Genomic DNA, 20,250 nt, shown 5'->3' with positions numbered 1-20,250 from the left:
GAAAAGCCAACTTTCAACTTTTCTTCCTTCTATGTTTACCTTTAGCTTTCACTGTCACTGATTCACAAGGTGTATAATATATTTGAGGCGTCGCCTTATCAACAAACATCATAAATGTAATAAAACCGAGAATAAAGAAAATAAACAACGTTAACAAAATTGCTCCTATCGTTAAAAGTATCATAACACCACCCCTATATTTTTCATGTTATTACACTTTTCGCTATTATATGAGCGTAATCCTTTTTAGAAAAAGAAACGTAACAAAATAATCACAACCACTCCCGTTAATACTGTACCTAATAAACTACGAGTATATATTGCAACAAGAAATGTTGGGATTGCTGCAATAAGATAATCCCACTGCATCGTCTCATGCATAAATAAAACTTGTGCTAAAAGCGCTGCTAATATCGCAATTGGTATGTAATTTAACCATTTTAAACCCCAGTCAGGAATTTGTAGTTTGCTAAATACGAGTAGAGGTAAAATACGTGGCACGAGTGTAACAGCTCCTGCTGCTAGTAAAAGTAATAATACATCTAATCTCATTTCCATTTTTCAATCACCACTCCAATCGTCGCAGCTAGTAATGTTGCGATAATAACCGCTATACTATCTGGCATAAATAGGTGTGAAACGTATGCGATAATAATCGATACAATTGCAACACTTAAATGAATTACTAGTTTTGGTTTACTACTTATGAGCTGAAGAACAAATAATCCGATAAACATCGCTGGTAATGCATAATCCATCCCGTATGTATGTGGATCTGGTATCCACTCACCAAATAGCCCACCAATAATGGTAGCAAGTATCCAATTTAAATACGCTGTTACGTTAAGCCCAATCATCCATCTTTCACCTAAATATCCTTTTTGCGCTGCATGCTGCACTGCAACGCCGAAAGTTTCATCTGTAATTTGCGAACCGATGATTAAGTTTTTAAATAGAGGAATTTTCGTAAAGTACGGTGCAAGCGCTGCGCTCATTAATAAATGGCGTAAATTAACAAAAAATACAGTGAAAATAATTGCGGAAGCAGGAGCACCGGCTGCATACATACCAGCTAATATAAATTGGGCAGAACCTGCATAAATTAAAGTGGACATAAATGCAATTTCAATGATAGAAAAACCTGCTGTTTTTGCAATTACACCAGCTGCTATACCGATGCTCAAATAACCAAATACAGTTGGTAAACAATCTTTTACTCCTTGCTGAAATGTATCATCGCTCTGCAAAGCTACATGTGCCTCAGCTTTACTCATCCTTATCATCCTCCATTCCTTCTAAAGTTCGTTTTCCTGTTACGACATGAACTAAATCTATATTTTCACGCCATAACGTATCTAACTTATCAGCTCCAAATTCCTTTGTGATTTCTTCAACCATAATATCGTGCCGCACATACTCTGTCGCAACGAGAACTAGCGCTGGGTCATACGTTGTAACGGCCCATGAAGTGCTATCATTTGAGAAGTTCGCAATTAATACTTCCTCTCCATCACGAGCAATAACAGTTAAATGACCACCCATTCTCTTTTCAACAACGTGGGGCGTCATATAATTATGGTGAAACGTCGCTCCTATTTTTGTTTCTGGAGCTCCAAATAAGATTGAAAATATATGTACGCCTTCCTCTTCCTTTTGATGAATGTATGGCTCAATTTCATGCACTTGTTCTTCCCATACAGAAATCCATAATTCTTCCTTTGCCCTATTAATTATATTGCATATTTCTTTTAAAACACGATCATTTGAGCGAATATGCGAAATTACATCTATTTGTCGCTCTTGTTCTAAACAATTTAATTTCTCATCTAAAAATTCAAAGGACTTTTCAAAGTCTTTTCGCATTCGATTCATTAATTCGGTAGCTGGTACTGGTACATATTTAACTGGTTCAGAAGGTACAATATGCACCGCTCCTTTATCCATTAACTTACCGAGTACCTCGTAAATCATAGAACGAGGTACTCCTGTTTGCTTACTCACTTCATAGCCTGTTACTGGGGAGTGTTTTAACAATCCAATATACGCTTTACATTCATACTGGGAAAATCCTAACTTTTGTAATTCCTTTATAATTTCATCCATCGGTAACCCCTCACAATCTAAATCGCCCTTACTTCAAAACGACGATTTTGCTTCCCTTTACTTTTTACTTTATCAATAACAAGTGTTCCTATTTCACTCGTATTTTTCACATGTGTGCCTCCACAAGCTTGTTCGTCTAAATTTTCAATTGTAACAATGCGGATTTCTTGGATAGTAGTTGGCAGGAGATTTATTGCTGTTTTAATCATTCCTACAGCATTTTCTGCTTCTTCGCGGCTCATATAGCGAGTGGAAATTTCTTTATTTTGCTCAATAAGTTTATTCACTTCCTCAACAATTTCTTCTACTTCCACGCTCGATAACTCTTGTAACTCATTAAAATCGATACGTGCTTTATCAGGGTAAATTTGGTTTCCGGTGCATAGTGCTCCATACTTTTCATAAACAACAGCTCCGATAAGATGCAGTAAAGAGTGATGACGCATTAAATTATGACGTCTTTCCCAATTCATCTCTAATTTAACTGGACCTAATTTTACTTGAGCTTCACCTTTTATATAGTGAACTATTTCTCCCTGCTCCCTCTTTACTTTTTCAACTTCAAATACAGACCCATCTTGTACAATGACACCCGTATCACATTCCTGCCCTCCACCAGTTGGATAAAAAACTGTTTCTTTTAGAAATACTTTATTCCCTTCTACTTTTATCACTTCTGTTTCGCAACTCGTTTTGTATGCATCTTCTAAATATAATGCCGTTGTCATACTCTCACCTCTTTAGTAGTTATAGTTATACCTACTAATATAAAAAATAACATTCATACAGTCAACTTATATTTCAGAATTTTTAATTTCAAACAAAAAAAGCCTTTTATAATAAGGCTTTTTTCTACATACTATTATTTATTTTAACTGTAAAGTATTTAATATGTTCCCCGCCAAATGCTCCCGTAAAGTAGAACCTGTATACTCTTCCCTAAATACACCCGCCTTCACAAATAAAGGGATGACTTCACTAAAGAATAGATCTAGTGACTTTGGAGGTCCTCCTGGAATGGCAATAAATCCATCTAACGCCCCTGCTTCAAACCTATCCATAATTTGCTTCGCAACGTCTTTTGGTGTACCAACTGCAACCCAATGAGCCGATCCAACAACTTCTGGTCGTTCTAGTATTTGTTCAACTGTTGGTTCATTTTTAATAATGAAGTTCCGTAATAACTCGGCATGAGTTTTACTGCGAACAGTTTGATCCCGACTTGGCAGCATCTCTTCTGTAATTTTACTTTCTTGCGGAATCCCTCTCGCATCTAATCCGAGAACCATTTCAAGTAACGCATATCTCTTCTCTTTTGTGAGATGTTGATGAGCTTGCCTATGCATTTCTAACGCTTCTTCATATGTATCACCTATAAAGAAATATAATCCAGGTAATACTCGTATAGCATCTTGCTTTCGGCCATGTTTTTCTGCTCTTCTTCTTAAATCTTGACGAAGTTCAATACCTGACTCTATATCAGGCGTTGCAGCAAAAATTGCATCAGCAACAGAAGCAGCAAAATTCCGACCAGACTCTGAAGCACCGGCTTGAAATAATGGCATTTCTCCTGATATATGCTGCGGAATATTAAGTGGACCTTTTACCTTAAAGTACTCACCATTATGCTCAATAGGCTTTACCATCTCTCTAATAACATCAGGATTATCTACTTTCAATACTTCATTAGGGTGACTCCTCCAAAGTTTTCTTACTAACTCTGTACATTCTGCCGCTTTCGCGTATCGTTCCTCAGATGATGGCATCCCTTCCTCACCAAAGTTTTCAGCACCGTCAATGGATGTAACAATATTCCACCCTACTCGGCCGTTACTAATCCAGTGTAACGATTGTAATTGCCTTGCTAATATATATGGTGGATAAAACGAAGTTGAAGCAGTTGTAACGACTCCAATTTTTTCTGTCGCATAAGCAATAGCAGTAAACAGTAACGTCGGGTCTAAAATGACATTCCCTTTATTACGAGCAATTAAATCTGGGTGCGCCACTAAATAATCGGCTTTAAAAACAAAATCTAACTTAGCCTTTTCTGCCTGTAGTGCCAACTCTACTTGTTCATCAATTCCGGAATTAAACTCATTCTCTTGTTCTTTCTTTCTAGAAATTAAACATAATCCAATGCAAAGTTGATTCTTTGTAGACATATATACACCATCCCCTTGTTTTTAATTCACTTAGTTAAACAAATATTGCTGTCATTATGAAATTCTGTTCTTATGAAAATAGATAAAATGATATTGATAATCATTATCATTTTATGATGTAACTGTAATAAAATCAATAACAAAAAAGACTCCCACTTTTGGAAGTCCTTTATCTCAATATTTCATTCGCTTCTTTTTCATAAATTTTATCAAATGACGTCATAACGCGCTGTGATGCTTGAATCATCTTTTGATCCGTCATAAGATCGGCCATCTCTTTCGTCATATCTACATTTGAATTTTCTAGCATATGATTTTTTACTATTCCTGTTCCGTTCGGTAAATTAGCAATGTTTCCTTCTGCTAGTGTAAAGCTTTTATTTTCACGTTGCACGAGACGAGCATTCGTTTCTGCATCTACTGTTTTTGTTTGCAAACGAGCAATATTATTTTGTGTTACTTCATCATATAATGTACCGTCTGCTTGTACAGCAACCTTTGCTCCTTCCGGAATACGAATACGCTCATTATTCTCTCCCATTACGAAAGTACCTGAAGATGTTTGTAAATAACGATCACTATTTAATGTGAAACTACCATCTCTCGTTAAAAACGTTTCATCATTTTTAGAAGTAACGAAAAATGATGTTGTGCCGGCTGCGCCGTCATCTAAAAAGAAATCTGTAGCGCTATTTGTCATTTGTATATTTCCTTGTACTAAATTCACATGTGTTGCAGCTGGTACTACAGCATAATCGACCGAACCGATATTTGTTACCGCCCCATCTCCGCGGCGATATGTGTCTTGTACATCAAATACTTTAGACGTCATATTTTCTGCTTTAAATCCTGTCGTTTGAGCATTTGCAACGTTATTCGAATGAACATTAATTCGCTGCATGTAGTTCATCATACCCATAGAACCTATATAAAGACCGTTCATATTCGTTTGAATAAGGCAAGCGCCTTATTCTTCACCTCTTTTCTACGATGTTTGTAACATTTGTTTCGCTAAATGTTCAGCTGTAGCGATATGTATATTTTTCCTTATGTCTTGGCCATCTGTCATTAATACAATAGGAGCTGATGATACTGCTGGAATTTTCAACAATTCACCACTACTTGCTGTTTCATCAAATTTTGTAAACACAATACCATCTATATGAATATCTTTAAAGTTTGTAATGATTTCAATCATATCTTTACTTTTCATCGAAGCTGATAACGTTAAACAAATATAATCTGGCTCTACTTGTCCCATCGTTTCAATCATTTCTTCTACTGTTTCTGTCGTACGATAATTTTTTCCGGCTGTATCAATTAAAATATAATCGACGCGCGCTTCTTCTTTAAAATACGTAAGCGCTCTTGTCATTGCAGCTTCATCACGCACAGCAATTACTTCCGATCCAATTGTCTTTACGTTATCTTGCAATTGCTGCACTGTCCCTATGCGCGAATGATCTGTCGTTATAAAACCAACTGTTTTGTTCTTACCGTGAAATTGCCATGCCATTTTCGCAAGCGTCGTCGTTTTACCAACACCAGTTGGACCGATTAATGCAATTGTTTGTACTTCTTTTTCAAAGACGTTTTCCGTATTGAAATGAGATTTCATATCTTCCAATATGTACCTAATAACTTCTTCTTCCGTAATCATCGTTGCATTTTCAAACTTTATTTTTAACTTTTCAGCATAAGCATAAATGAAATATTGTTCTACATCGTTTTGTTCTAGCATCCGAATTACCTTTTGAATAATAAACGGTACAGATTCTTGACTTTCTTTCTTTGGAACTACTTCTTCTTTCTTTACCGGAACGACTTGTTTCACAACTTTTTTCTTTTTCGGTACTTCCGTTTCTTTCGTCTGTTTCACCACGACAATTCCTTTTTCAAACAGCTTTAATAGTTTTTCTTTTTTTCTTGCCCATTCTTCACTATTTCCTGTTTGCATTGCCGCGTATGACATAGAAGTCGTTACGTTTTCTAAATTGTGCAGTACTGATTGAATTCCATTGGCCTTCACAATTTGTTCTGAAGGATCATTCACAACATCCATTAACTGTTCATGAAATTGAGCTGTACCTTCATTCACTTCTTCCTGTTTTTCTTCTGGAAAAGCAACTAACATTTCATAATCCTTTTTCCAGAAAAACGGTATATTTCGTTTTACACTTTCATCGACAACGTAATAATAATCTGTACCATATTGGTCAAATAACTTTCGATACAATTCATTTTTCGAAGCTGCTTTTATTCGCATTAACGCTTCTTTCTTTTCTGTACTTTCCATTACTTCACCCCCTACTATTCAATATAGGCAATTTGATCCACAACAATTTCTGGTGCTAATTCGCTAATACAAAGTACTTGTGCTTCTACTTGATAACGTTCTAGCAGTCTTACAATTGCAAATCTAAAATCTTTTCTACGTGTTAATAACACTGGTTCTCTTCCCATTAAACGTGCTTGCTTAAAGACGCGCTGCACTTGCTCAACGACACGTGTTTCTAAATCTAAATCCCAGTTTAACAAGTAACCTTGATATGAATTATTCACAACATCCGCATCTAACTCAATTGAATCAGAGAAGAGCGCTGCATAAATTTTTCCGTCCGGATTTTTCGCATTTTCACAAATAACTTTTGAAATACATTCACGAACAAATGATGTCACACCATCAACGTGATTTTGATACACTTCTTTTCCGTCAATAATACCTTCAATAATTGTTGGTAAATCACGAATAGAAATACCTTCTTTTAGAAGTTGTTTAATAACATTTTGAACGAGTGATAAATCAATTTCTTTCTTCTTAATCTCTTCTAATAGAACGCCATTATCATTTTCAAGCGAGTTAATTAAGTCTTTTACATGTTGGCGCTGAATTAATTCATGCAGATTACGTCTTACGACAACATCTAAATGTGTAATTAATATGCTAAGCGGCTCTAACACTTGATAGCCTTTCATTTGTGCATCTTGCACCATATGCTCTAAAATCCAATATCCATCTTCGCCGAAAATTGGATCTTTCGCTGGTTCTGCATCTAAATCAGCCATTACGTTCGGTGTTTTTAGTGCTAATAAATAACCTGATTTTAAAACACCTTCAGCCGCCTTCGCACCTTTAATACGAATAATGTAACGACCACGTGGTCTAAAGCTCGTATTATCTTTAAAGTTAATTCCAGGAACGTTAATACCGAGGTCAGTAATAATCGACTTCCGCATAAGAACAACTTTATCACGAGCTGTTTCCCCGTTAATTTTCTGCTTTACAAGTGCTGCTAAATCTAAACCGAGTTCTACAATAATCGGATATTTATCCGTAAATACTCCGAATGAATCTTCCACTTGTTGCAGTTGCTCATCTTCACCTTGAATCATTTCTAATTCTTTTTGAAGCTCGTCTTCTTTTTCTTTCTTTATTCGATTTTTATTACGAATGCCTAAGAAGATAATCGTTCCACCAACGAGTGCGAATGGTAAAAACGGTAGCGGAGTAAAAACACCCATTGCAATAAATAAACCACCAAGTGCATATACAACGACTTCATGTGCTAATAGCTCTTTAAAGATACCTTCTGTTACTGTATCCGGTGAGCCGTCAAATACACGCGTTACGATAATACCTGTTGAAATTGCAAGCATTAACGAACCGATTTGGTTTACGATTCCGTCACCGACAGTTAACTGTGTATAATGAAGAGCTGCATCTGCAAAGCTCATTCCTTGCTGCATCATTCCGACAATTAAACCGAAAATAATGTTTACGAATAAAATGACAATCCCGAAAATAACGTCCCCTTTAATGAACTTTCCGGCACCATCCATCGCTCCGTAAAACTCTGTTTCCATATTTAATTTTTTTCGTTTTGCTTGTGCATCTTTTTCTGAAATAATACGCTGGTTTAAATCAGCATCGATAGACATTTGTTTCCCTGGTAAAGAATCAAGTGTAAAACGAGCTGCTACTTCAGCTGTACGAGACGCACCGTTTGCAACGATAAACTGGAATATGATTAAAACTATAAAAATAACGATACCAATTAATAAGTTCCCGCCAATTACGAACTGGCCAAACTCTTCAATAACATGACCCGCATTTCCGTCTGTTAAAATCGCTCGCGTCGTCGAAACGTTAATCGATACGCGGAAAATCCCGATTAATAACAACATCGTCGGAAATGACTTTAACTCATCCCACTCGTTAATACTTGTCGCTCGCATATAAATAAGCACTGACATACTTAGTAGAAAAACGATAACGATATCAAGTATAAATGGTGGAAGTGGAATTAAGAGCGCCACAACGAATGACGCTGCTAAAAAGATAGAAAAATAGGTTCTTGCAGAATCCATCTTAAACAAAGAGATCCCCTCCAAACGCGCTATTATACTTCAAGTTCATTCGTTTGAATTAAATAGCGCATAACTTCAATTACAGCTACGTATAAATCTTCAGGAATTGTCTCATCTTCCTCGACTTGATAATATAAAGAACGAGCAAGCGGACGGTTTTCCACCATTGGTATTTCATGTTCACGGGCAAGCGTTCGTATATATAATGCGAGCTCATCTTCCCCTTTTGCAACGACAATAGGCGCCGCATCAACTTCTTTATTGTACCGAAGCGCCACTGAAATATGCGTCGGGTTGTTCACAATAAACGTTGCACCATCCATCTTCTTCGCGATTGTCCCTTGCAAGATCGCATGCATAAAGTTTTTTCGTTTCCCCTTTACTTGCGGGTCCCCTTCATTATCTTTATGCTCTTGTTTCACTTCTTCTTTTTTCATCTTAATATCTTGTTCATACTCCCATTTTTGATAAATGAAATCGATAATAGAAAGAACGATTAAAATAATTAAAATTGCTAAGAAGATAAATTTAATTTGCCTAATAATTTCAGTAAGTGACGCAGTCCAGTTAAATCCAATCATACTGACGATTTTCTCTAAATTCTTTTTAAAAAGAACGTACGAAACGTAACCGATTAATCCCATATAAAACAGTGATTTCAAAATATCTACTAAACTTTTACGACTAAACAATCTCGTAAAATAGTTTTTCGGATTAATACGTGACGCTTTCGGTTTAATGACTTTAGAAGAAAATAGGAAGCCGACTTGAATCATATAATTGAATAAATGAAAAGCATATACGAGTATTAATATCGGAGCCGATACTTTCAGTAATAAAATCCCCATTAAATAAAAATACTCGGTTGAATCTGTATTTTTTCCAATTTGATCAAACAGCACCGCTACGGAATTTGCAATCTCATAACCTAGCCAATCTCCGAAGAAATAAACGACAACTGCTAATACGAGAATGGAAAATAAATTATTTAAATCTTTACTCCGGGCAATATTCCCTTCTTCACGCGATTTTTTACGCTTCTGCGGGGTGGCCTTTTCTGTTTTATTATCCTTTGCCATGCGCGTCCCCCTACTTCGTTAAGAAAAAGTTAAATAGTTTCGTATATTCTTCAAGTAATACATCCGTCATATTTTTAAACACATAACCGAGCATCGGTACACTCATCGCAATAAACAAAATACCACATGTAATTTTAATTACGTATGCATTCATAAAAACATTTAATTGCGGAGCGTTTTTTGCAATTAAAATTAGAACAAAATTAATGATGAATAAACTTCCCATAAGCGGCAGAGCAATTTCAACCGCTGATGTGATCGCAAATAATAACGTTGCGAGTAGACTATCTAAAAAACTAGTCGTCAACAATTTTGAAATCGCCTCTGTATATTGAAACGACTTTAAAATAGTGGCAACGAAATAGTTAATGCCGCCAAGTGAAATAAAAATAATAAGAAAAAATATATCAAAAATTGTTGATAGCAAAGTGGACTGTGACCCTGCATTTACATCAAACAAACTTGCTTGTGATAAACCAATATCAAAGTCTAAAATATGCCCTGCCATTTTCGGAATGTTCCACAGCATCTCTACAATTTTTGAAAGTGATAAACCAATTACAATTTGCGTTGCTGCATAAGCTGCAACGTCCCAAACTGTCTTGATGTGAGAGACATCCACTTGATCGGCCACTGTAATTGAAAGAGCAAGTCCAAATGTAACCTTTGCCATCGCCGGAATTGATCGACCTGAGAAAAACGGTAGAAAATATAAAAATGAAGTAATGCGACAAAACGCAAAAAACGTCGCCGCCCATAATTCCATATTCATTTCAGTTCACCTATCTTAGTACGAACGCAATAGCGATGGGATTTTATCAAATAAATCTAAAATAAGCATCGTTAACTCTTGGAACATCCACGGACCTAAAATGATAATAACGAGCACAATACTCGCCATTTTCGGTAAAAACGTCAGCGTTTGCTCTTGAATTTGCATCATTGCCATAATAACCGCGATAATAATAACGACAATTAGACTTACAACGGCAATCGGCATTAAAATCATAACCCCTTTATAAAAAAAGGTTTGGAAAATATCTATAATTGGTGAAGTATTCATTTATATGACTCCTATCACATAGCATCAAGCGCTTCAGGCGACCGTCTTAAACATAATATCGACAATTTTTGTATATCCACCTAAATATACGAAAACGAGTATTTTAAACGGTAAACTTAAAATCATCGGCGGTACCATCATCATCCCGAGGTACATTAAAAGTGTACTAATAATCAAATCTATAAATACAAACGCTAAATAAATGAACATCCCTGTAAGTAACCCTTTTTGAATTTGCGTTAACGTAAAGGATGGTACGAGTGTAAATAAGGAAAGATCCTTTAAATCTTTCGGCAACTCTTCTCCGCGTACTTTCAGCATCATTTTCAAATCATGCTTATACGTATGCTTTGACATATATTCTTTCATAATAGGAGCTGTCGTTTCCGCAGCTTGACTTACTGTTATTTTCTCTTTCGTCATCGGATCCCACACATCGCTCTTCAGTTGCCCGATTACAGGCTGCATCGTAAAGAGTGATAAAAATAATGCAAGTCCAACAAGCACTTGGTTTGGTGGTAAATTCATTACCCCAAGTCCTTGACGTGTAATCCCAAGAACGATCATAAAATAAGTAAAATGTGTAAATAATAGAACGATAGAAGAAGATAATGATAAAAGGGTAACGAGCGCAAATAGTTGTACACTTGAATTACTCGTAAACTCTTTTCCATTTTCGAAATTAATAAAACCGTTCGGGGCCGCATACGCTGGATTTACAAAAATAATTGAAAAAACGATAGAAAATACGAAAATAACGGCTAATAATGATAACTGTTTCTTTATTCTCATGATGGATCCTCTACTTTTTTCGTTTCAGTCTTCACCGCGTCTTCTAGTGCTTGTTGAAACTGATTTCCTGTTCCGGTTAATTGCACAGACTGCACACCGTTATTACTAATAACAGTGAACACTTGCTTTCCGTCCACTTCAAATAAAAAGGCACTCGTTTGATGATTTAAATACACGCCGTCTTTTACTTGAATATGGCCATTTTCACCCTGCTTAAAAAACTGCTGTTTGCGCGTCTTTTTCGTCATATAATATGCACCGTAACCGAGCGCACCAAACAGTAAAACGACTTGAAATAAGGTCGTCATATACGACATATGACTCCTCCTCTACTCTTTATCTTGCATTTGACTTTGCGCTTTCATAAGCGCCGCTTGTTTCTTATCAGCTTCAATTTCAGAAATGATAATACCGAATTTCTCGTCCATTACAATTGCTTCACCGATGCCGACTTTCATATTACTTAAATACACATCTACTTTATGTCCTAAGTTTTTCTCTACTTCAAGAACATCGCCAACTTTTAACTGCTTTACATCACCGAGCGTAATAGATGACTTTCCAAGCTTTACACCAAGTTCAATCGAAATATCTGAAACAGTATCAATATGTGCTTTACCTGCTTCATTTCGCTTTCCTGCAAAATCTTCTAATCCCATTAATGACACAGGAGATACTTCATGCTTCATATGGATCCTCCTACTCTACAAAACTTTTAAATAGAAGCGCCTTACGCGTTCCATCTTTTCCAATAAAACAATTAAATTTATGCTTTCCATCTACATAACCAAGTAATTCATCCGAGACTTTCGTATGAAGCGGAATAATATCGCCTTCTTCAATTTGTTCAATCTCACTCATTGTCATTTTCTGCTCACCAATCGCAACGTGAACAGGTTTGTACACTTGATTTACTTTCACTTCCACTTCAGACGTATACTTCCTACGTTTGTCCGAAGAATGTTCGACAATATTTTCAGACGTTAACTTATCCATAATTTCTTCAACAGATAAGAACGGAATCCCGATACGCACCGTCGTATTCCAAAAATCTGTTTTCATATTTACGTTAAGTAATGAAATGATATCGCTCGCTGTCGTAATCTTTAATGCATTCGGATCTGTTTCCGTCGTTACAAATTTCGGTTCAATCGCAACAACACTTTCAAATGATTGCTCTAAATTTTTACAAAGAAGCAAGAATATATTATCAAGCGTTAAAAACTCAAATGCTGTTAACGGTCTGCGCATCGTAAAGTTACGCTTACTATCTCCGCCAAGCCAACATTCATGAATATAAATAACGAATGCTAAATCAATCTCAATAACAATTTCTCCAAGCTCTGGTAAACCGAGATCAATTACGCAATATAAATAATAATCTTTCGGCATTTTCTCCACATACTCACTCGTAAATGGAACTTGCTCAACCGTTGAAGGCTCTAGTTCAATTGGAATACGCATACGCGCTGATAACGTCTGTGACGTCTGTTTCCCAAACGTAGAAGCAATCGCTTGCAAACTACGTAAATGCTCAACACCGAACTTCTCTGGTCTATTAAAATCATACTCTTGAAATTTCTCTTGCTTTCCTGCTTCTTGTGCGAAAGCTGGCATTTCCTCGCCTTCATTTACCGCCTTCAGCAGGGCATCAATTTGCTCTTGGCTTAATTTTTCGCCACTCATGACAATCCCCTTCCCTACCTTTTCAATTCAACGATTTCAACGTACATCTTCCCATTCTTCGTCAAAATCTTTCCGGTTCCAATCTCTTCATTCTCAAGCATAAGACGCACCGTATTTTTCGTTGAATTTTCAAGACGATACAATGTACCTTTCGTAATATGAAGCAGATCTTCAATTTTCTTTTTCGTATTTCCGATTTCAAAATAAATTGTTAACGGAATATCATCTTGTAATTTCAAATCTAGCCAACTCCCATATCATGTTCACGAAAATTTCATGTTCTCTCTATATATGAAACTCTCTATTTTGAAACGTCGATATTTAATATTTTTTTAATATATCCTTGCGTTTCTTTAAATGGCGGCACGCCTCCGTACTTTCTCACATTCCCAGGACCAGCATTGTAAGAAGCAAGCGCCAATACTAAGTCGCCGTTATTCTTCTTTAAATAACCGCTTAACTCTTTCACGCCACCTTCAATACTTTCAGCTGGTGAAAAGGGATTCTTCACACCCATCTCCTTCACATTCGCTGGCATAAGCTGCATAAGTCCCATCGCACCTGCATGTGACACCGTTTTCGGATTAAAATTAGACTCTACTTCAATCATTTTTTGAATTAACGTTTTCGGAATTCCGTATGTACGACTTACGCGATCAATAATATCCTCATACTTCCCTTCATTGGAAGAACGTATTTTTTGAATATTATACTTCTTCGTTAATTCCCACGTATCAGCAGCCTCATTTTTCGTTTCTGGGAAACGTCGTTCAAACTCTTTTTGCGCAACTTGCACTTCATCTGCTTTCTTCGTTTCAGCCTTTTCTTCAGGCTTACTCGCTTCCTCTACTTTATTAATAGTTTCTTCAGGTTTATTAACAACCGCTTCTATTTTCGTAGATTGTACCGGCTGACTCATATCTTCTACTTTTGCCGGCTGCGTAGTAGCCTTCGTCTCCTTCGCAGGTTCACTCTGCAACTTCTCTTGAAAACGACTACTAACAAATGCTTGTGGACTACTTAGCTTTTGCTGAATTTGCCCTTTCTTATATGCAAGCACTTCTTTTACTATATTTCCAACTATCATAATATCACCTTTTCGGTAAACAAAGATAATCTAATATTAGAGTTTTTTTTAAAAGTTTGCAATAATCCTTTTGATAATATTGTAATAAAAAAATGAACAAATAGGAAATTATCATTTTTTTATATTCATTAATTACAATTATTCGTTGACACGATATATACCAAGGATTACAATTAATCTCGAAATTGATTTTTTTGCATATTTACGTTTAACAATTAACAGAAAAATCAATATAAAAAAATGGGGGTTCTTAACATGAGAATTAATACAAACATTAATAGCATGCGTACGCAAGAGTACATGCGACAAAACCAAGACAAAATGAATACTGCGATGAATCGTTTATCTAGCGGTAAATCTATTAACAGTGCTGCTGACGATGCGGCTGGCTTAGCTATCGCTACTCGTATGCGTGCAAAAGAAGGCGGATTAAACGTTGGGGCGCGTAACACGCAAGACGCTATGTCTGCTTTACGTACAACTGACTCTGCTTTGAATTCTATTTCTAACATCTTACTTCGTATGCGTGATATTGCAACTCAATCTGCAAACGGTACAAATGATACAAAAGACCAAGATTCGTTGGACCTAGAATTTCAAGAGTTAAAAGGTGAAATTACTCATATTGCTGAAAAAACAAACTTTAATGGAAAAACTTTATTAGCTGGAGTTGCCGCTGCAAACAATATTGACGTTCAGCTTTCCGATGTATCTGGTGATAAACTTACAATTACAGCAATTGATGCAACAGCTGCTACGCTTAAAATTACTGGAGATGTTAAAAGCACCAAAAACGCATCTGACTCTATTACGGCTCTTGACGCAGCTATTCAAACAGTTGCTGATAATAGAGCTACCTTTGGCTCTCAATTAAATCGCTTAGACCATAACTTAAACAACGTAAACAGCCAATCTACTAATATGGCGGCAGCAGCTTCTCAAATTGAAGATGCAGATATGGCAAAAGAAATGTCTAACATGACGAAGTTTAAAATCTTGAACGAAGCTGGTATTAGCATGCTTTCTCAAGCTAACCAAACTCCTCAAATGGTTTCTAAATTACTACAATAAAATCCATTTGATGATATAAAATAAAAACTACTGGAGGCTCTTAACATGAGAATTAATACAAACATTAATAGCATGCGTACACAAGAATACATGCGCCAAAATCAAGACAAAATGAACACTTCTATGAACCGTTTATCTAGCGGTAAATCTATTAACAGTGCTGCTGACGATGCGGCTGGCTTAGCTATCGCTACTCGTATGCGTGCAAAAGAAGGCGGATTAAACGTTGGGGCGCGTAACACGCAAGACGCTATGTCTGCTTTACGTACAACTGACTCTGCTTTGAATTCTATTTCTAACATCTTACTTCGTATGCGTGATATTGCAACTCAATCCGCAAACGGTACAAACGAGACAAAAGATCAAGCGTCTTTAGACTTAGAGTTCCAAGAATTGCACAAGGAAATTGATCATATCGCTGAAAAGACAAACTTCAATGGTAAGAATTTATTAGCTGCAACAGGAGCGGATATTGATATCCAGCTTTCTGATGTATCTGGCGATAAACTTACAATTGCATCAATTAATGCAAAAGCTGATACACTACTTACGGCTACTGGTACCAATGTTAAGACCACAGCAGATGCAAGTACTGCTATTACTAATCTAGATAAAGCTATCCAAACAGTTGCTGATAATAGAGCTACTTTCGGTTCTCAATTAAATCGCTTAGATCATAACTTAAACAACGTGAACAGCCAATCTACTAATATGGCGGCAGCAGCTTCTCAAATTGAAGATGCAGATATGGCAAAAGAAATGTCTAACATGACGAAGTTTAAAATCTTGAACGAAGCTGGTATTAGCATGCTTTCTCAAGCTAACCAAACTCCTCAAATGGTTTCTAAATTACTACAATAAAATCCATTTGATGATATAAAATAAAAACTACTGGAGGCTCTTAACATGAGAATTAATACAAACATTAATAGCATGCGTACACAAGAATACATGCGCCAAAATCAAGACAAAATGAACACTTCTATGAACCGTTTATCTAGCGGTAAATCTATTAACAGTGCTGCTGACGATGCGGCTGGTTTAGCTATCGCTACTCGTATGCGTGCGAAAGAAGGCGGATTAAACGTTGGAGCACGTAATACGCAAGACGCTATGTCTGCTTTACGTACAACTGACTCTGCTTTAAACTCTATTTCTAACATTTTACTTCGCATGCGTGATCTTGCTACTCAATCTGCTAATGGTACAAATGACGGTAAAGATCAAGATTCCCTGAACTTAGAATTTAAAGAATTACAGGGAGAAATTGATCATATCGCTGGAAAAACAAACTTTAATGGAAAGAGTTTATTAGCTGCAAAAGGAACTGATATTGATATCCAGCTTTCCGATATATCTGGCGATAAACTTACAATTGCATCTGTAGATGCAACAACAGGAGCCGATGGACTCAATCTTACGAAAACTATTGCCTCTACTGCAAAAAGTGGAGATGCTGCTGGTGCCATTGGAGAACTAGATACAGCTATCCAATCCGTTGCTGACAAGCGTGCGACATTCGGCTCTCAATTAAACCGTTTAGATCACAACTTAAACAACGTAAACAGCCAAGCTACTAATATGGCCGCTTCCGCTTCGCAAATTGAAGATGCGGATATGGCAAAAGAAATGTCTAACATGACAAAGTTTAAAATCTTGAACGAAGCTGGTATTAGCATGCTCTCTCAAGCTAACCAAACTCCTCAAATGGTTTCTAAATTATTACAATAATTTATTTAATGACTTACAATAAAAATAACTCTCTGTAATACAGAGGGTTATTTTATATAACTAAAAACTACTGGAGGTTCTTAACATGAGAATTAATACAAACATTAATAGCATGCGTACACAAGAATACATGCGCCAAAATCAAGACAAAATGAACACTTCTATGAACCGTTTATCTAGCGGTAAATCTATTAACAGTGCTGCTGATGATGCGGCTGGTTTAGCTATCGCTACTCGTATGCGTGCGAAAGAAGGCGGATTAAACGTTGGAGCACGTAATACGCAAGACGCTATGTCTGCTTTACGTACAACTGACTCTGCTTTGAATTCTATTTCTAACATCTTACTTCGTATGCGTGACCTTGCTACCCAATCTGCTAATGGTACAAATGACGGCAAAGATAAAGATTCTCTAAACCTGGAATTTAAAGAATTGCAGGAGGAAATTAATCATATCGCTGGAAAAACAAACTTTAATGGAAAAAGCTTATTAGCTGCGGCTGGAACAGATAAAAATATTAGCATTCAGCTTTCTGATGTAGCTAGCGATAATCTTACAATTACGGCTGTTGATGCGACAACAGGTGCTACAGGACTTGGCCTTACAAAAACTATTGGAGCACCAGCAGCACCTGTAATACCAGCACCACCAGCACCAGCTGCAGATAACGATGCTGCTGGTGCCATTGTACAACTAGATGCAGCTATCCAAAAAGTAGCTGACATGCGCGCAACGTTTGGTTCTCAGTTAAACCGTTTAGATCATAATTTAAACAATGTAAACAGCCAAGCTACTAATATGGCCGCTTCTGCTTCTCAAATCGAAGACGCTGACATGGCGAAAGAAATGTCTGAAATGACTAAGTTCAAAATCTTGAACGAAGCTGGAATCAGCATGCTTTCTCAAGCTAACCAAACTCCTCAAATGGTTTCTAAATTATTACAATAAGCCATTTGAGTTAGTTTCCTGAATAAACCCCTCTGCTTGCAGAGAGGTTTATTTTTTCTATATAGATAGATTGAAAGATTTTTTTAGCTTAAAGAGAAGCTCTAGCCATATTTAGTAGCGGTCAGGGCCTATTTTATTCTCGTTCCGTGTATGAAAACAAAAAGATAAAGTGAGCATAAGTCTCTTTTTCTCTTCATAGCCGTGTATTAGCTTTTGAATATTGATTATATCAATCTATAAGGAGTGTCTATTATGCGTATTGGTACGAATGTTTTAAGTATGAATGCTAGACAGTCGTTGTATGAGAATGAGAAGCGTATGAATGTTGCGATGGAGCATTTGGCGACCGGTAAAAAGTTAAATACTGCTTCTGATAATCCCGCTAACATTGCAATTGTGACTCGTATGCATGCGAGAGCGAGTGGTATGTGCGTAGCAATTCGTAATAATGAAGATGCGATATCAATACTTCGAACAGCGAAAGCTGCTCTTCAAACTGTGACGAATATTTTGCAGCGTATGCGTGATTTAGCCGTTCAATCTGCGAACGGTACAAATTCAAATGCAAATCGTGATTCGCTGAATAAAGAGTTTCAGTCTTTAACAGAACAAATTAGCTATATTGGCGCGACGACTGAGTTTAATGATTTATCCGTATTTGGCGACCAAAACAGCCCTGTTTCATTAGACGATATCGGTCATACGGTACATATATCAAAAGCTATTCCCCCTTCCCCTACACAACATGACATCAAGATTTCAACAAAACAAGAAGCAAGATCGGCAATCCGTAAAATTGAAGAGGCTTTCCAAAGTGTGTCACTTCATCGTGCCGACCTTGGTGCAATGATAAATCGTTTACATTTTAATATTGAAAACTTAAATAGCCAAAGTATGGCACTAACAGATACTGCATCTCGAATTGAAGATGCAGACATGGCGCAGGAGATGAGTGATTTTTTAAAGTTCAAATATTGACTGAAGTTGCACTTAGTATGGTTTCACAAGCGAACCAAATTCCGCAAATGGTTTCTAAACTACTACAATCGTAAAAATTTATCTTCCATCTTTGGAACGATTCCATACAAAACAAAAGGGAAATACATATAAACTATGTATCTCCCTTTTATTTTGTACCCAAATTTTATTACTGTGTTACTGTCATAACTTGTCCACTACGGTCAACCATAATTTTCATTTTACCGTCTTGTGCATTATATAGACCTAGTTTATGTAATTCCATTTTACAATCTTGTACGAAAGTTGGTAATTTACGTATTTGATCAATATCCGAACTTGTAATGAAATGAATTAAAAGCTGCGTCATGCCCTTAATATCTTGTACAAGCTCTTCTTTCTCTCGTTTTAGCCTTTCATTTTCCAGTTGTAACGACTGCAATTCACTTTCTAGACTACGTGTATTCTTCGCTTCTCTAGAACGCCCTGCTGCCATACTAGAAAGCTTATAAATACCTTCCATAAACTGATGTAGTTCGTCTTCTTTCCTTTCACTACATTGATTAATTGTTTCAAAGTTATCAACGATACCAGATATAACTGTTACAAGACTTTTTTCATCCTCTTTATGCTGGATTTCTTCTTTTAATTCGTACTCGTTTTCTTGTTTTCTTGCAACAATTGTCTCTTTTACTGGTATATATTTTCGCTTTCGTCCTGGTTTTTGTTTTTCAATATTTTCAAACGGTATTTCACGTTTTTTCAATTTATAATACGTATTTTGCAATTGACTTTCTGTTTTTGGAAAAAGATTTAGTTCATTTTTACTTACGTATTTTGAAATATTTAAAATGTTTAAACTGTGACGTTGACAAAATTGATATACTTCATATAGTAGCTCTAGTTCAGACTTCAGCCATGTAATTGCTGATTTTTCATATGCTCGCATCCCGCCATTTTTTTCTATATCTATTTGAAATAATACCATTCTATTATGTAAATCAACTAACTCTTCATACTTTACTTGGAATTCTTTTTCTATTTTTTTAAATTCCACCTCTAGTTGCATATCGTTCATTTTATTATTTGACATGTTTTGTAAAAGACCTAATACATTAATTGCTGTGTGGTGATACATAATCTGTGCCACTCCCCCTCATCCTTTCACAATTCTCATCTGACTCCCATGTCTTTTAAGA

The 20,250-nt window shown here is 36.3% G+C and carries 23 protein-coding genes and 1 pseudogene; 5 read left to right on the top strand and 19 right to left on the bottom strand.

Annotation, left to right across the window (positions count from 1 at the left end; genetic code table 11):
* Window positions 1-13: 13 nt before the first annotated feature.
* From AC241_RS08825 to AC241_RS08740, 18 genes are all read right to left on the bottom strand, one after another.
* A complete protein-coding gene (locus AC241_RS08825; RefSeq protein WP_000602245.1) occupies window positions 14-184 on the bottom strand; it encodes a DUF3951 domain-containing protein in 171 nt (56 codons plus the stop codon).
* A 62-nt stretch (window positions 185-246) separates the two neighbouring features.
* Window positions 247-558 (bottom strand): AzlD domain-containing protein, encoded by a 312-nt coding sequence (locus AC241_RS08820; RefSeq protein ID WP_000425944.1) that lies wholly within the window; start codon window positions 556-558, stop codon window positions 247-249.
* Window positions 549-1,274 (bottom strand): AzlC family ABC transporter permease, encoded by a 726-nt coding sequence (locus AC241_RS08815; protein ID WP_016082166.1) that lies wholly within the window; start codon window positions 1,272-1,274, stop codon window positions 549-551. The genes AC241_RS08820 and AC241_RS08815 overlap by 10 nt, the downstream gene beginning before the upstream one ends.
* Window positions 1,267-2,103: a TrmB family transcriptional regulator gene (locus AC241_RS08810; RefSeq protein ID WP_029441916.1), complete on the bottom strand. Its 837-nt coding sequence runs from the start codon at window positions 2,101-2,103 to the stop codon at window positions 1,267-1,269. Before AC241_RS08810 ends, AC241_RS08815 begins: the two co-directional genes overlap by 8 nt.
* Window positions 2,104-2,120: 17 nt before the next feature.
* Window positions 2,121-2,831, bottom strand: a complete 711-nt coding sequence (locus AC241_RS08805; RefSeq protein ID WP_029441915.1) for an alanyl-tRNA editing protein — start codon at window positions 2,829-2,831, stop codon at window positions 2,121-2,123.
* Window positions 2,832-2,969: 138 nt separating this feature from the next.
* Window positions 2,970-4,268, bottom strand: a complete 1,299-nt coding sequence (locus AC241_RS08800) for an NtaA/DmoA family FMN-dependent monooxygenase (protein WP_050843182.1) — start codon at window positions 4,266-4,268, stop codon at window positions 2,970-2,972.
* 169 nt (window positions 4,269-4,437) lie between these two features.
* Window positions 4,438-5,211, bottom strand: a complete 774-nt coding sequence (locus AC241_RS08795; RefSeq protein ID WP_080990760.1) for a flagellar basal-body rod protein FlgG — start codon at window positions 5,209-5,211, stop codon at window positions 4,438-4,440.
* Between the two features lie 42 nt (window positions 5,212-5,253).
* Window positions 5,254-6,564, bottom strand: coding sequence for a flagellar biosynthesis GTPase FlhF (flhF, locus tag AC241_RS08790; RefSeq protein ID WP_000446182.1), 1,311 nt, complete (start codon window positions 6,562-6,564; stop codon window positions 5,254-5,256).
* Window positions 6,565-6,578: 14 nt separating this feature from the next.
* Window positions 6,579-8,645: a flagellar biosynthesis protein FlhA gene (gene flhA / locus AC241_RS08785; protein WP_050843180.1), complete on the bottom strand. Its 2,067-nt coding sequence runs from the start codon at window positions 8,643-8,645 to the stop codon at window positions 6,579-6,581.
* Window positions 8,646-8,668: 23 nt separating this feature from the next.
* A complete protein-coding gene (gene flhB / locus AC241_RS08780) occupies window positions 8,669-9,715 on the bottom strand; it encodes a flagellar type III secretion system protein FlhB (RefSeq protein ID WP_050843177.1) in 1,047 nt (348 codons plus the stop codon).
* Between the two features lie 10 nt (window positions 9,716-9,725).
* The gene (locus AC241_RS08775) at window positions 9,726-10,487 is read right to left on the bottom strand and encodes a flagellar biosynthetic protein FliR (RefSeq protein ID WP_001055695.1); all 762 of its coding nucleotides are present in this window, start codon (window positions 10,485-10,487) and stop codon (window positions 9,726-9,728) included.
* Window positions 10,488-10,502: 15 nt separating this feature from the next.
* Window positions 10,503-10,778 carry a flagellar biosynthetic protein FliQ gene (locus tag AC241_RS08770; RefSeq protein WP_001098080.1) on the bottom strand — a complete coding sequence of 92 codons (276 nt, stop codon included), beginning with the start codon at window positions 10,776-10,778 and terminating at the stop codon, window positions 10,503-10,505.
* A gap of 33 nt (window positions 10,779-10,811) precedes the next feature.
* Window positions 10,812-11,570 carry a flagellar type III secretion system pore protein FliP gene (locus AC241_RS08765; RefSeq protein WP_050843174.1) on the bottom strand — a complete coding sequence of 253 codons (759 nt, stop codon included), beginning with the start codon at window positions 11,568-11,570 and terminating at the stop codon, window positions 10,812-10,814.
* Window positions 11,567-11,887 carry a hypothetical protein gene (locus AC241_RS08760; protein WP_000121178.1) on the bottom strand — a complete coding sequence of 107 codons (321 nt, stop codon included), beginning with the start codon at window positions 11,885-11,887 and terminating at the stop codon, window positions 11,567-11,569. Before AC241_RS08760 ends, AC241_RS08765 begins: the two co-directional genes overlap by 4 nt.
* A gap of 12 nt (window positions 11,888-11,899) precedes the next feature.
* Complete coding sequence (fliN, locus tag AC241_RS08755) at window positions 11,900-12,259, bottom strand: flagellar motor switch protein FliN (RefSeq protein WP_000680010.1); 360 nt, start codon at window positions 12,257-12,259, stop codon at window positions 11,900-11,902.
* A gap of 10 nt (window positions 12,260-12,269) precedes the next feature.
* Window positions 12,270-13,256 (bottom strand): flagellar motor switch protein FliM, encoded by a 987-nt coding sequence (fliM, locus tag AC241_RS08750; RefSeq protein ID WP_000012361.1) that lies wholly within the window; start codon window positions 13,254-13,256, stop codon window positions 12,270-12,272.
* 14 nt (window positions 13,257-13,270) lie between these two features.
* Window positions 13,271-13,495, bottom strand: a complete 225-nt coding sequence (locus AC241_RS08745) for a flagellar motor switch protein FliN (protein WP_000775712.1) — start codon at window positions 13,493-13,495, stop codon at window positions 13,271-13,273.
* Between the two features lie 62 nt (window positions 13,496-13,557).
* A complete protein-coding gene (locus tag AC241_RS08740; RefSeq protein WP_050843172.1) occupies window positions 13,558-14,343 on the bottom strand; it encodes a lytic transglycosylase domain-containing protein in 786 nt (261 codons plus the stop codon).
* A 255-nt stretch (window positions 14,344-14,598) separates the two neighbouring features.
* Here AC241_RS08740 and AC241_RS08735 point away from each other — a divergent pair, with 255 nt between their 5' ends.
* From AC241_RS08735 to AC241_RS08715, 5 genes and pseudogenes are all read left to right on the top strand, one after another.
* Window positions 14,599-15,414 carry a flagellin N-terminal helical domain-containing protein gene (locus AC241_RS08735; RefSeq protein WP_050843170.1) on the top strand — a complete coding sequence of 272 codons (816 nt, stop codon included), beginning with the start codon at window positions 14,599-14,601 and terminating at the stop codon, window positions 15,412-15,414.
* A 45-nt stretch (window positions 15,415-15,459) separates the two neighbouring features.
* On the top strand, window positions 15,460-16,275 hold the full coding sequence (locus AC241_RS08730; RefSeq protein WP_050843168.1) for a flagellin N-terminal helical domain-containing protein: 816 nt from the start codon (window positions 15,460-15,462) through the stop codon (window positions 16,273-16,275).
* A 45-nt stretch (window positions 16,276-16,320) separates the two neighbouring features.
* A complete protein-coding gene (locus AC241_RS08725; protein ID WP_050843167.1) occupies window positions 16,321-17,145 on the top strand; it encodes a flagellin N-terminal helical domain-containing protein in 825 nt (274 codons plus the stop codon).
* Between the two features lie 85 nt (window positions 17,146-17,230).
* A complete protein-coding gene (locus tag AC241_RS08720; RefSeq protein WP_050843165.1) occupies window positions 17,231-18,094 on the top strand; it encodes a flagellin N-terminal helical domain-containing protein in 864 nt (287 codons plus the stop codon).
* Window positions 18,095-18,346: 252 nt separating this feature from the next.
* Window positions 18,347-19,146 (top strand): annotated as a pseudogene (locus AC241_RS08715) (flagellin N-terminal helical domain-containing protein).
* 95 nt (window positions 19,147-19,241) lie between these two features.
* Here the strand turns inward: AC241_RS08715 and AC241_RS08710 are convergent.
* Complete coding sequence (locus AC241_RS08710) at window positions 19,242-20,189, bottom strand: DNA-binding domain-containing protein (RefSeq protein ID WP_050843163.1); 948 nt, start codon at window positions 20,187-20,189, stop codon at window positions 19,242-19,244.
* Window positions 20,190-20,250: the final 61 nt, after the last annotated feature.

This window comes from Bacillus thuringiensis (assembly GCF_001182785.1).
Taxonomy (GTDB): domain Bacteria; phylum Bacillota; class Bacilli; order Bacillales; family Bacillaceae_G; genus Bacillus_A; species Bacillus_A thuringiensis_S.
The sequence above is the reverse complement of the archived record's forward strand: the minus strand, read 5'-3'. Positions and strand labels throughout refer to the sequence as shown.